The following is a 13908-nucleotide window of genomic DNA, read 5'->3' on the forward strand; positions in this document are numbered from 1 at the left end:
CTCTTCTCTGTTATATGATGGCCAGACTTTCGTTCTCTCTCAACAAATGGTATTCCAGGTAAGATACGCGCTCTTTTCAATCGCCTGGGCGGTGGTTTGGCTCTTGATGGGGATGACTACCAGTTTGGCCCAGACCTCGCCCAGATCGGCATCCCTTATTCAACAAACTGAACAGGAAAACAAAATTAAGATTGTTGGCAGTTTGTGTACACCCGTTTCTTCAACCGGCACGCCCCCTTGCGGAAACGACCCTGTAAATTTCTACGACGTTGACCCCGCCGCTGACAAAGCGAAAACAAAATGGGTCATCGATGGAGGTTCGCCGCAAACGGGTATGGTCGCCAGTGCGTCATTTACCTCACCGGGGACAAAAACAATCACGATTACCCGCACAATCAGCACAACAGCGGCCTCAACATCGGTAGTTAGCTCTACCGCCCTACCCCCCACTACATTTACCGTATTGGTAGGTACGCCTCCGTCGCAGTTCCAGAACTGGCGCCCGGATACGACCATCTGTAAAGGTACGTCGATTACCCTTGACCCTTACCCCAATGGCGCTCCCTCTTCTCCCTCGAGTACCAGTTTGACGTACCTGTGGTTTCCCAAGGGCGAGACAACTCAAAGCATCAGTACTACGGCGTCGGGCTGTTATTCGGTGGAAGTGACGAACGAAGCGGGTTGCTCCTACCAGGATCGAATACGGGTAAGCCTGTGTCCGGAAGAAAGCGGCTCGCCGGGATCGAAATGGTATTTTGGCAACAACGCGGGCCTCGACTTTGGTGGTGATAGCCCTCAGCCTCTTACCGACGGTAAATTATCAACCATTGAAGGATCGGCCTCAATTACTGATACGAAAGGCAACATTCTGTTTTACAGCGATGGTATTACCGTATACGATAAAGACGGTAAACCCATGCAGGTGTATGACCCTGTCAGCGGATCGTTGACCAGCAGTTCGGCCGTGTTGGGCGGAAACCAGCGCTCAACTCAGTCGGCGATTATTGTGCCGAAGCCTGTTTGCCGGGGTTGCGATTACCTCTACTATGTGTATACGACCGCCGAAATCAACGGAACGCGCCAGATCACGTATAGCGTGGTGGACATGCGCCGGAACAGCGGTAACGGAGCCGTAGTGCAGCAGAACCTTCCCGTAGTAACCTCCTCAACATCGGCCAGCAGCACCGAGCGTTCGGCGGCTGTCAGAAATGACAAAGACACGACTTATTGGGTACTCACCCACGATTACGGCAGTAACTGTTTCCGGGTCGATCACCTGACCACGGCCACCGCCTCAACACAGCAACAATATTGTTTAGGTACCGCCCATGATTCGCCGTCTCGCGGAGAAGGACAGATCAAGATCGGCCCGGCCCCAACACCCCCCGTCACCACTACAGGTACGTCGGGTACCGTTAGCTCAGGAACAGTCGTGTCTGGTACAGCTACGGCGGGCAACAGCAATACAGCCGTCAGACCGGTGGCGGTAGTCATACCTGGCGACCCCAATAGTACAGATCCCGACCGACAGAAAAGCTACGTCGAACTATTCTCGTTTAACACCGAAACCGGGATACTAACCGGTCCTAACAAGAAAATTGACCTTGGACCTGCCCCACCCACCGCCTACGGGGTCGAATTCTCACCCGACGGGTCCAAAGTCTACGTCAGTTTACTGGGCGAAGTCACCAGCGTCAGTGGTGTACAGACCCAGACAGGACCATCGCGCATCATTCAGTTTGATATCACCGTTGATGACCCGGTCAGTACCAGTGCGCTGATCGACGAGAGCACCACCCGGCAGTATGGCTCGCTTCAGATTGGCCCTGATGGTAAGATCTACGTAGCAGTGCAGGATCAACCCTCGCTGGGCGTCATCGACAATCCAAACGGAAGCGGCACCGTTACTACAAACCCCTTTGCCAAACCCCCTGTATTTACCGTATCGGGACAGGATTTAGGCGGGAAAGTCAGTCAGTTGGGCTTGCCTAACCAGGTTGTTAACTTTACTGAACCATCGAGCAGTGCGGGCTTATCGGCCAGCAACGTTTGCGAAGGAGACCCTGTCACGTTCCAGATTACGCCCTATTGTCCCAAGCTGAAAGAGACGTATAATCTGACAGTCAGGAACAGCGCGGGAGCGGTAGTAGCCCAGATCCTTTCGTTCACGCAAACATCGCAGACCGTTCAGCTCAGCACGCCCGATACGTACTCAGCTACGCTCGATGTACGCGTGATCACATCAACCGGAGCCACCTGTACCACGGCTACAGCCGAAACATCGCTGACTGTTATTGAACAGCCCAAGCCATTCAGCGTGGGCCCTGATATCAACGTCTGTACCAACAAGCCCGTTTCGGTAACCATCAACGCAGAAGCGGAGGAATACGCCTGGGTTTTCAGAGGCCGTGTTTTCTCCAGATCCAAGGTATTGACAACGAGTATACCGGGCTCATATACGGCCTTCATCGCGAATGGAGGCGAGTGTTTTGAGTCAGATGTTATCGAGATCAATATACGAATACCGCCCAGGTTAAATCTGGGCCCAGATCAAACCCTTTGCGAAAGCGGAACACGGACACTGGCCGTACCAGAAGTGCAGGGATACCAACAGTTTCAGTGGAGCACCGGCGCAACATCCCGTGAGATCAGCGTAACCCAGCCAGGTACGTATACCGTTACAGGTTCGTTTTCTACACTGGATGGCGTCGTCTGCTCAGCCGGAGATACCATTCAGGTCATTGGCGTGAAGAATCCGTTACTGACCACAACGCTGACAAACCCTGCGGGTTGCACCACCATTGATGGCGTCATTCTGGTACAGCCTGCCCCAACGCTGGTAGTATCGGGTACCGCTTCGCCAACCAATTCGTTCACCTATTCCTGGACAACCGTTAGCGGTACGCCTATTTCAACAACCGGCAATTCGGCCTCAGCACTGACACAGGGCGCTTACACAGTCAGCGTTACCGACGAGAATGCCTGCGTCACGAATGCATCGTTTGAACTGCGATCGAAAGCCCTTCCGCTGGCGCTGACTGCGCAACCCGGCCCGCAACGATGCGACGTACCCGGCAGTGGATCAGCCACATTGGGTATAAGTGGCGGAACACCAGCTGGTTATCAGTGGCGAAATAGTGCCGGAGCTATTGTCAGTACCAGCCCGTCGTTGACGGGCGTAGCAGCAGGGGTGTATAGCGTTTCGGTGGTCGATAACATTGGCTGTGTTGCCTCGCTTTCTGCCATAACAATCGGCATAGATACGCGATCTGCGCTTAGCCTGGGCCCCAACCGGAGCAAGTGCGTTGGCGATACCATTCTGCTAACACCTCAGGATGGCGGCGCACCGGGAGGCGTTGCCTATCGCTGGAGTAATGGCGGTACCACCCGAACCATTTCGGTCAATACCGCAGGTACGTATTCCCTCACAACGACCAATGCCTTGAATGGGTGCATCGGTACGGCCAGTGTAGTAGCGCAGTTCGTACAAAAGCCAACGGTCTCGGCGGGGCCTAACTTATCTCTCTGTTTGGGCGCGCCGCAGTCGCTCACGTCATTGCAATTGAGCGGCAGCAGTCCCTCAGGAGGATCCTGGGCTGGGCCAAACACTGACCCGGTCGGCCAGTTTACACCACCAACGTCGGCCATTGGCCAGGTGGTAACCCTGATCTATTCCGTTACAGTCAATGGATGCGTAAACTCGGCGCCGCGTCAGATAGCCCTGAAGCAAACGCCACAAGTAAACGCCGGGCCCGACGCCGAGTTCTGCGCAGGTACCGTACAGGTCTTGCAGGCGGCGGGATCGCCGGGTGCCGTTTTCCGCTGGAGCGACGGCACGCAGGGGTCTCAGTTGCGCCCGCAACAAACTGGCCGCTATACGGTAACGGCCAACATTGATGGCTGCGAACAGTCTGACGCCGTGGACGTGAACGTAAAACCGGCTCCCCGCTTCGTTCTCACCCGAGAGGCTGCCATTTGCGTGGGTGATAACCAGCAAACGGAACTCCGCGTAGCACTGCTGGAAGCGGGCCAAACCGTTGTCTGGACACCGACAAACACCAGTTCAACTACGCTGCTGGTTGGTCAGGTAGGTACGTATTCGGTGGTGGTAACAGGTAGTAACGGCTGTATTGCCCGCGATGCAGCCCGCGTAATCGATCTATGCGAACCGCGCGTATTTACGCCCAATGCGTTCTCGCCCAATGGCGATGGGGTAAACGACACCTTTGTACCACTCAACGCCTATACCACCGAAATGGAGCTACGGATCTACAACCGTTGGGGCGAAGTTATTTTTGCCAGTACGCCCGAAACTCCAGCCTGGGACGGCACGTACCGGGGCGAACCGGCACAAACGATGGTATACCCATATGTGATCTCGTACAAAAGCCAATATTTCCCCGAGCGCCCCACCGCCGTTAAACGCGGCTCAGTGCTGCTCCTTCGGTAGTTATCGTAAGGTGTTGCACTAGTTTGGCAAACTACTATCTTTGCTACGCTCCAGGCGGGAGTAGCTCAGTTGGTAGAGCGGCAGCTTCCCAAGCTGCAGGCCGTGGGTTCGAACCCCATTTCCCGCTCAATCTGTGATTAATAATAAAACAGCCAGTTAACGCTTAGTTAGCTGGCTGTTTTGCGTTTACTGACATCGCCAGTCTACACTACAGTTTACACCTTAGACCAGCAAGCCTCGGTTGACGTCTGTTGCCTAATAACCACTATTACTCAATGGCCGTGCTATGTACGAAACGTAGTCAGGGTTTCCTCGTATATCTGCACACCAGGTATCGACCGGACACCGTTGGCGATGTCTGCTTTAATCGTAGCTTCATTGATCATCCAATAGCCGTTCGGAACTAGCGCCGGATCTGTGATCTTGAACGCCCACCTGGTTCGTACGCCCTTGGGTTTGTCTATCACATCTATATTCGCCGCCAGCCAGTCTGTTTTATCAGCCTGATCAACCGAACCCTGTTGTCCACTGTCGGCCAGTTGATGCTCACGCACACGCATGATTTCCCGGTTGTAATGATCTACAGCATCTTTCAGGGGTTGTAGGGCAGCTACGATAGGAGCCGTGAGCTGCTTTTCCAATTCAATCCAATCGTGTTTCTGATGGTCCAGCTCGCGAGTGATTTTAAGCCGCTCCTGAGTCACCAGTTTGATCAGATCATTCCCTTTCGATACATGTTTTACGAGCGCTTCCTGTTGTTCGGGCGTGCCGCAAAAGGCAGGTTGGCGACGTAAAAAAGCGGCGAAATCAGATAAAGACGCCTCTAGCTGTTTCCGTCCACCATCATCAATCAGCGATAGGCCAGTATCTTGTTTTGTTTGAGTATTCATATACCTATAAGTACATAATAAGGCCAATTGTTGAGTACACAAGGCAATAGCCCTCCCCATAAGGTAGTCCCAGACGCTTCAGCCCAGAGACAACTTCATATAAAAAAACAACGTATCTATTGAATGTTAAAAACTTCTTCTAACTTTGCCACACAAAGTACTTTACATGGCACAGGAACAAGATCCACTCGCGGCCCTTCAGGAAATCCGAAACCTCATGGAGCGCTCGGCCCGTTTTACGTCTCTGAGCGGGCTGTCTGGTATAGTAGTAGGCCTACTGGCACTGGTTGGAGTAGGGCTGATCTACTGGCATCTAAACCAGCAGCACATGACGTACCCAGACGTATACAACGGCACGCTTACCCAGAAATCAGGTAATTTTCTATTGCTGGTAGCTGCGTTCGTCCTGGTGTTGGCCGTAGGCTCGGTCATTAGCCTGACCTGGTTCAAGGCTCAGCGGGATCAGCAGTCGATCTGGCAAGATCCCGGCCAGCGCATGTTTGCTAATCTGTGCCTTCCGCTGGTGGTAGGTGGGGTATTCTGCCTGGTACTGGTGTATCATAACCTCCTATATCTGGTGGCTCCGTCGATGCTTATTTTCTACGGCCTTGCCCAGATCAATGGCAGCAAATATGCCTTTCCTGACCTTCGTTATCTAGGACTGTGCGAAGTGGCACTGGGCCTTCTCGCCTGTTTTCAGATTGAATACGGCCTGGTAGCCTGGGCTGTGGGCTTTGGTGGTCTGAACATTCTATACGGGGCCTTGCTCTACTATAAGTACGAAAAAAGGCAATGAGCGGGCTACCGCCTGAAGCCGGAAAGTGAACCCGTAAACATCATTGCTGTGCCCTGGTTAAGAAAAGGTGAAGGATTACATAAAACATATCAACAAAGATTTCGAGAGCCGGGCGCGATTGGGTATCATGTCGGTGCTGATGGTAACGGAGAGTGTGAACTTTAGCTACCTGAAAGAAGCGCTGCAATTAACCGATGGTAATCTGTCCAGTCATTTACGAACATTGGAAGAAGCGGGGTACCTACAGGTTGAAAAGCAGTTTATTGGCCGGAAACCCAGTACCAGCTACCAGGCCACCAAACAGGGAACTACAGCGTTTAAAAACCATCTTGACGCCCTTGAACGGCTGATTTTGACCAATAAAAATCAAGACTAAATTTTTTTTACCCCTTTACTCTGTACTGCAAAGTACTTTATCATTTTTAACCTTTTACTCTTATGCGCAACGACATTCTCTCAAACATCAACAACCCCCGGCAACTCGAAACGTTGTACTGGACTAACAAATCGACCTTCAAAGCGGATTTTAACTCTCTGTATCCGCAGTTGCAGGATAACCCACTGGCCGAGGGCTGGTATCAGCGGCTAAACTATACGCCCGAAGAATCATTCTGGGGCACGCCCAGCGAGCGCCTGTTTATGATCGGCGCTTCGCTGGTAGCGGCGCTCATGGCTCAACTGCCCAGACTGCTATCGTTAGACAAGGACTATTTTTATACACGAAATATTGGCTTCATTGTCTTCCCCCTGCTGATTGCCTATTTCGCCTGGAAAAACAAAATCTCCCGCACAACAGGTGCCTGGCTGGTGGGGCTTACTTTGTTAGCCGCCGGTTTTATAAATTTCATTCACACAGGAAAGTCGGGTGATACGCTGATTCTGTCTTGCATCCACTTACCATTATGGCTGTGGTCATTGCTGGGCTTTACCTTCGGTGGAGGCAAATTTAAAGGCGGGGTAAACTGGCTCGGATTCCTGCGCTATAACGGAGAACTGGCGGTCGTAACGGCCTTGTTACTTATTTCGGGTGGATTAACAACTGCTCTTACTATCAACCTGTTCGGGTTGAGCGGCTGGCACATCGAACAATTCTATTTCGATAATGTGGTCGTATGCGGATTGGCCGCCGTACCCATCGTGGCAACCTTTCTTACGCAGGCACAGCCCGCTCTGGTCAATAAAGTTGCGCCGGTGATTGCCAACCTGTTTAGCCCGGTAGCGCTGGTTATGCTGGTCGTGTATCTGGGCGCTACGCTTTTCTCGGGTAAAAACCCGTTCAATGACCGGGAGTTTCTGTTGATTTATAATGCGTTACTGGTTGGCGTGATGGCCCTGATTTTCTTCTCGGTAGCCGAGGCCACACCAACCAGCAAGAAACCAGCTCAACTGCTCGTTCTGCTACTGCTATCGGCCGTGACGGTACTGGTCAATGGCATTGCCCTGTCGGCTGTTCTGTTCCGGATTTCGGAGTGGGGCCTAACGCCTAATCGGGCGGCCGTGTTGGGTGCCAATGTACTCATGCTCCTTCACCTCCTATATGTAGGCATACGGTTGTTCGGAGCTGTAACCCGCAAAAGCGAACTCTCACTGGTAGGGCAGTCGATGGCCTTTTTTCTGCCAATCTATAGTGTATGGAGTGCCGTAGTGGCCTTCCTGTTTCCGCTCCTCTTCGGCTTCAAATGAGGGATACATCTACCCGGCAACAGACAGGTTTTCTCAGCCTTACGCTACAAGCTACCGGGTCTGTTGCGGGTGTAAAGTGCCTTTAGAACGCCTCTCCTGCTTTTTTGACTGGCTCCCCGCTTATGGCGTACCGGTAAAAAGGATAGCCTACTAAGTTTATAGTCGATTCGTTTGGACTACTAACTTGCGTAGTTCATACACCGGACTACCTTGAATACACCTGAGACATCTTCCACGCATTCCTTTCTGGCGGGCGGCGGCGAACTGGGCGCATTGACCCGTATGCATGACTGGTCGAAATCGGCGCTGGGGTCACCTGATCAATGGCCTGCGAGCCTGCGCACGCTGATAAGCATGATGCTGCACGCCCGATTTCCGATGCTCATCTTCTGGGGTCAGGAGCTGATTACGTTGTACAATGACGCCTTTCGGCCACTTCTGGACGACAATGGCAAGCATCCGTCTTCATTAGGACAGCGTGGCGAAGAAAGCTGGGCAGAGTCGTGGCCGGTGATTGGCCCCATGATCTACAACATCATGGCAGGCGGCGACGCTGTTTGGTTTGAAGACCAGAAACTGCCGCTTTACCGGGATAGTCAGATGGGGCTCGCCTGCTGGACCTATAGTTTCAGCCCGCTGGCAAACGACGCCGGCGTTATAAGTGGCGTATTGGTGACGTGCGCGGAAACCACAAACACCGCGCCGGAGCACGAGGCACTGGAGCAAAGCCGACAGAAGGTACTGGCGCTGTTTGACCAATCGCCGGTTGGTATTGCCATTCTTGGCGCCGATGATCTGGTGTTCCGGATGGCTAACGTTTTTTTTGCCGAGCTGTCGGGCCGTAATCCTGATCAGTTGGTGGGTAAATCCCTGCCGGAAGCGCTACCGGAACTGGTTGGACAGGGATTCGACCAACTGCTGAACCAGGTGCTTACTACAGGTACCCCTTACTCTGCCCCGGAGGTAGCTATACCTGTGCTTCGTAACAACCAGCCCGAAACGATTTACACAGATATTACCATTCAGCCCCAGCGCGAAACGGATGGCCGTATTTCCGGAATACTGGTTGTTTGCACAGACGTGAGCCAGCAGGTGCTGGCTCGTCATGAAGTGAAGGCAACGGCCGCCAAGTTTCAATCATTGATAGAAGAAGCCCCCATCTCTACCTGTCTGTTCGTAGGGGAGGATATGCGAATCGAGGTTGTTAACGATGTCATGCTTAGCTACTGGGGCAGAGACAAAAGCGTGATCGGCAAACCACTCCGAGAAGCCCTGCCCGAGCTGGAAGGCCAACCGCATCTCCAGCTGTTACAGGAGGTTTTCACAACGGGCAAGACCTACGAAGCCCGTAACCTTCGAGCCGATCTGGTAGTTGGTGGTCAGCTAAAAACGTTCTATTTCGACCTCATTCATAAGCCATTACGCAATGCAGCCGGTGAGGTATACGCCATCATGGATATGTCGATGGACGTGACAGCGCAGGTACTGGCCCGGCAACAGGTAGAAGAAAGCGAAGCAAAACTACGATCCGTTATCGATGCCTCTCCTGCCGCCATCAGTCTGCTGATCGGGCCCGATCATGTTGTTGAAAGCTGTAATCAGGCGTTCATCGACATAGCAGGCAAGGGCCCCACTATTGTTAGCAGGCCACTCCGGGAAATAATGCCCGAGCTAATCACCGGGAACCAGCCTTTCTTCAAAATTTTAGACGACGTTTATACCTCTGGTACGGCCTACCGCACCTTCGACACATCGATCGATATTGTGCAACACGGCGTGTTGAAACGCGGGTATTACAGCTTCTCATACACGCCCCTCTTCGATGCCCAAGGGGCCGTATATGCCATCGTTAATGTAGCTCTTGATGTAACGGAGCAGGTATTGGCCCGGCAGAAAGTGGAAGAAAGCGAACTCCGGTACCGAACCTTATCTACCCGGCTGGAACAACTGGTAGAGCAGCGTACCGAAGAACTGGCCGCGACAAATGAAGAGTTAAGCGCCTCGAATGAGGAACTATTGGCCAGTTATGATGAAATGACGACGACCAATGACCAGTTGAACGAGTTCAATATGCTTTTGACCCGCTCGAATGAAAACCTCCAGCAGTTTGCCTATATAGCCAGCCACGACCTGCAGGAACCACTCCGGAAAATTCAGGCATTCGGGCAATTGCTACAGGATCAGCATGCCGAGACACTGGGACCAGGAATCGATTACCTCAAGCGAATGCAGTCGGCAGCCAACCGCATGTCGATTTTGATTCAGGACCTGCTGGCTTTCTCCCGAATCTCGACCCGCCAGGATACCAACGCCATGGTGCCGCTCAACGAGGTGATTCGGCTGGTGTTGACCGATCTGGAAATCATGATTCAGGAAACGTGGGCGCAGATAAAGATTGAACTGCTGCCAACTGTACTCGGCGACGCCGTTCAGCTGGGGCAGCTCTTCCAGAATTTGTTGAGTAATGCCCTCAAATTTCGCCAGACTGGCGTAACACCGATCATACGCGTCAGTTACGACGTGCTTATTGCCGCCAAATTGCCGACTGGCGTAAAACCCGCCCGGTTAGCCAAGTCTTACTATCGGATCATGGTGACAGATAATGGCATTGGTTTTGATCAACAATACGCCGATCGCATTTTCCAGGTGTTTCAGCGGCTCCATGGCAAGGCCCACTATGCTGGCACTGGTATTGGCCTGGCTATTTGCGAGAAAGTAGTTGTTAACCATGGGGGCGCTATTACGGCCAGCAGCCAGCCGGGCCATGGAGCCACATTCTGCATCTATCTGCCCACCGCCTCAACAGTAACCGGCTAACCAGCCGTAGAAACCGGTAGTCGCCTACTCGCTAGGTAAACGATAGCTCTTTCCCGGTTGACAAACTTACTCTGGCGCGTGCCGACAGCGGCGTCAGTTGCTGAAACGCCTCTCTCCGACCCTTAACGTCAACGTCGTCGAATCGGCGGTACGTGGCCCAGTCAACGTAGGCCGTATTCGTTTCAGCGTTGAAAAAACCACCCGACGGCAGGCGCTCGTCATCCAGCTCAGGTACGTATATGACCGTTAGTGAAACAGAGACCCCGGGTTGCGGGTAGAATGTCCAGGTTAATTTCATGTACGTTGGCGACCAAATATGGTAAAGGTAAGCTCAGGCCCGGAAACGGGGCCATATGTGGCCTGCTTTTTGTCACCATCATACCTATAGCCAAAGTATAGTATACTATTCGGTTAGTTTGTACGACTCGCTAAACTATTCTGCTGATTGGTTGTCTTGTAGTACGAACGCATACCGGCAATCATCAGATTACCGGGCAATTACTCAACAATCTACCACCTATGAAGCAGAATTTACGAACATTCCTCCTCCTATCGGCCAGCCTCGGTTTCTTTCTGATTTACTGCACTATGTGGATCGATTGGCTACAGGACATACAAACCGGCACGTATGGCCGCCACTACATCGAAGCGTTTTTTGAAACGGTTGCCCTGGGTGGCTATACGTACCTGGGTATACGGTTTGCTTTTAGTCGACTCCATTTATTTTAGACTATCAGGCGCGAACGACCAGTCACCAGGTGACGAATTCTTTACTTCTACTCCGTTACGCTATATCTGCCTCCTTTGAAGCCCTTTACTCCCGCCGACTTCCAACAAGCCAGAGCTAAGCATTTATTGTTTAAAAGCCGTTTGCGTGCCATTCTGTACAATGAATCGAGCGAACACGAATCGTCGGTTTTGTCGCAGTATGCCTGTTCGCTTGGCAAATGGATCTACGGCCGGGCACTGATCGACTACGAGCATATGCCGGAAGTACACGAGTTGGAACGCGTTCACGCGTCGATTCATGTGGTTGCCCGAAAACTTGTGAGGCAGTTTCACGAAGGGCAGATCGATGAAGCCCGGCAGGGATTGGTCGAGATGGAAGACGTAGCGGATCAGGTCGTTAGCCTATTACAGCAGGTAGAAAACAAGGTGATCACCGCCGAGCAGCGCGCACTGGCACAAGCTGAACTGGACGAACCAACAGACCTGGGCCTGCTAACGTCGCTACTGACTCAAAACGAACAGCTGGATGCCCGGATAAGAGATCAGGTAAACGGAATCAGAAGTAACGCAACCCTCGACGCAGAACGCCGGGTACTACATAATTTTTTTATGCAGGCCCCCGCTGCACACTGCATTCTGAGCGGGCCTACGCATATATACAAGCTGGTCAACTTTACCTATCAGGAGCTGATTGGCGGGCGAAACATCCTGGGATTACCCGTTAGAGAGGCACTCCCTGAATTGGAAGGACAAGGCTTTTACGAATTGCTCGATACCGTATTTACAACTGGTAAGCCATTCGTTGGCAAGGAGGTGCCTATTCACTGGAAAAATGGACAGGGAAAAACCCAGAGTGTTTTCATCAACTTTATCTATCAGCCAATTAAAAATGCAACTGGGCAAACAGAAGGTATTCTGGTCTTTGCCTATGAGGTGACCGAGCAAGTCATTGCCCGAAAAAATATTGAATCGAGCGAAGCTAAATTCAGGGCCTTGATTGAAGAAGCCCCCATTGCCACCTGCCTGTTTGTTGGCAGGGAACTGGTTATCGAAATCGCCAACGAAACGATTATCAAGTACTGGGGTAAGGGGCCAGAGGTGGTGGGCAAACCATTGGCAGAGGCCGTGCCGGAACTGAAAGACCAGCCTACCATGCAACGACTGGCCAAAGGGTTCGAGACCGGGGAACCTTATACCGTGCGGGCCGCATCCGGTAAGCTGGAGATCAATGGTGTACTCGAAACCTTCTACTTCGATATTCACTATAAACCAATACGTAACCACGAAGGTGATGTATACGCCATTATGGTTATGGGCATCGATGTGACGGATCAGATTGTTGTTCAGCAGCAACTCGAGGCATCGCAGGTAATTTTAGAGCAAACGAATCAGCGGCTCACGCTGGCGCTGGACGCGGGCAAATTAGGTATGTTTGAGTTTGCACTGGCCACAGGTACGCTGACGTGCAGTGCCCAGTGCAAACTCAATTTTGGGCGCCCTTCCAACGCGCCCTTTGATTACCCCGATCTCATACAAACCATCATTGCCGACGACCGGCCGCTTGTACAACAGGCAACAGCCGAAGCCATCGAAACAAAAACGACGTATTACGCTGAATACCGCATTCACTATCCGGACGGAAGTCTGCACTGGATAAAAGCATCGGGCCTGCCTGTCTACGCCCCCAACGGCCAGCCCATAAAGCTGATCGGCGTAACGCAGGATATAACGTCGCAGCGTATGGCCCAGGAAGAGCTGGAACAACAGGTGCAGCAACGTACCCGGCAGATTCAGGAATCGAATCAGGATTTGATCCGTTCGAACGAAAACCTCCAGCAATTTGCCTATATAGCCAGCCATGACCTACAGGAACCACTCCGGAAAATTCAGGCATTCAGCGACCTGCTTCAGCAACAGTATGGCCCTCAGCTAGGCCAGGGCGTCGATTTTCTGGAACGCATACAATCGGCCGCCAGCCGTATGTCGACGCTGATTCGCGATCTGCTGGCCTTTTCCAGGATCTCGACCCGGCAGGAGGCTACCGCGCCAATTCCGCTGAACGAACTTGTTCAGCAAGTGTTGGGTGATCTGGAACTTGTTATTCAGGAAACAAACGCACAGATACGGGTTGACCCGTTGCCTGTCATCTACGGCGATAGGTCGCAGTTGGGCCAGCTTTTTCATAATCTGCTCAACAATGCATTGAAATTTTCCAAGCCCGGCAAACATCCGCGCATTCAGATTACCGCTCAGCAGCTGCCCGATGGCGATCTGCCAACCGGTATAAAGCCTACCCGCCGAACGCCAGCCTATTACCGTGTTGATGTTATAGACAACGGTATTGGTTTCGATGAGAAGTACCTGAACCGCATTTTTCAGGTATTTCAGCGGCTTCACAGCAAAAGCGAGTATGCAGGTACGGGCGTTGGGCTGGCTATCTGCGAAAAAGTGGCGGCCAACCATGGTGGCGCCATCTCCGCCAGCAGCGAGCCCGGGCAAGGCGCTACATTTAGCGTTTATTTCCCTATCTAATCTGTTCAGGG

At 52.4% G+C, this 13908-nt stretch carries 9 protein-coding genes and 1 tRNA gene; 8 read left to right on the forward strand and 2 right to left on the reverse strand.

The window, feature by feature from the left end; genetic code table 11:
* Positions 1–46 precede the first annotated feature (46 nt).
* The gene (locus tag J2I46_RS15895) at positions 47–4450 is read left to right on the forward strand and encodes a T9SS type B sorting domain-containing protein (protein WP_207330022.1); all 4404 of its coding nucleotides are present in this window, start codon (positions 47–49) and stop codon (positions 4448–4450) included.
* 54 nt (positions 4451–4504) lie between these two features.
* A tRNA-Gly gene (locus J2I46_RS15900) sits at positions 4505–4577 on the forward strand.
* A gap of 157 nt (positions 4578–4734) precedes the next feature.
* Here J2I46_RS15900 and J2I46_RS15905 read toward each other — a convergent pair.
* On the reverse strand, positions 4735–5340 hold the full coding sequence (locus J2I46_RS15905) for a hypothetical protein (RefSeq protein ID WP_207330023.1): 606 nt from the start codon (positions 5338–5340) through the stop codon (positions 4735–4737).
* A gap of 166 nt (positions 5341–5506) precedes the next feature.
* Between J2I46_RS15905 and J2I46_RS15910 the strand changes: the two genes are divergently transcribed.
* The 4 genes from J2I46_RS15910 (at position 5507) to J2I46_RS15925 (ending at position 10636) form a co-directional block, all read left to right on the forward strand.
* Positions 5507–6136: a hypothetical protein gene (locus tag J2I46_RS15910; protein ID WP_207330024.1), complete on the forward strand. Its 630-nt coding sequence runs from the start codon at positions 5507–5509 to the stop codon at positions 6134–6136.
* Between the two features lie 67 nt (positions 6137–6203).
* Positions 6204–6512, forward strand: a complete 309-nt coding sequence (locus J2I46_RS15915) for a winged helix-turn-helix domain-containing protein (RefSeq protein ID WP_207330025.1) — start codon at positions 6204–6206, stop codon at positions 6510–6512.
* Between the two features lie 62 nt (positions 6513–6574).
* Positions 6575–7819: a hypothetical protein gene (locus J2I46_RS15920; RefSeq protein ID WP_207330026.1), complete on the forward strand. Its 1245-nt coding sequence runs from the start codon at positions 6575–6577 to the stop codon at positions 7817–7819.
* A 210-nt stretch (positions 7820–8029) separates the two neighbouring features.
* Entirely contained in the window at positions 8030–10636 is a 2607-nt protein-coding gene (locus J2I46_RS15925) for a PAS domain-containing sensor histidine kinase (RefSeq protein WP_207330027.1), read from the forward strand.
* 31 nt (positions 10637–10667) lie between these two features.
* On the opposite strand, the gene J2I46_RS15930 is transcribed toward J2I46_RS15925, so the two are convergent.
* A complete protein-coding gene (locus J2I46_RS15930) occupies positions 10668–10934 on the reverse strand; it encodes a hypothetical protein (protein WP_207330028.1) in 267 nt (88 codons plus the stop codon).
* 221 nt (positions 10935–11155) lie between these two features.
* Between J2I46_RS15930 and J2I46_RS15935 the strand changes: the two genes are divergently transcribed.
* Positions 11156–11365, forward strand: a complete 210-nt coding sequence (locus J2I46_RS15935) for a hypothetical protein (protein WP_207330029.1) — start codon at positions 11156–11158, stop codon at positions 11363–11365.
* A 126-nt stretch (positions 11366–11491) separates the two neighbouring features.
* Positions 11492–13897, forward strand: a complete 2406-nt coding sequence (locus J2I46_RS15940; protein WP_262898036.1) for an ATP-binding protein — start codon at positions 11492–11494, stop codon at positions 13895–13897.
* Positions 13898–13908: the final 11 nt, after the last annotated feature.

The sequence above is a fragment of the Fibrella forsythiae genome (assembly GCF_017353175.1).
Lineage (GTDB): Bacteria > Bacteroidota > Bacteroidia > Cytophagales > Spirosomataceae > Fibrella > Fibrella forsythiae.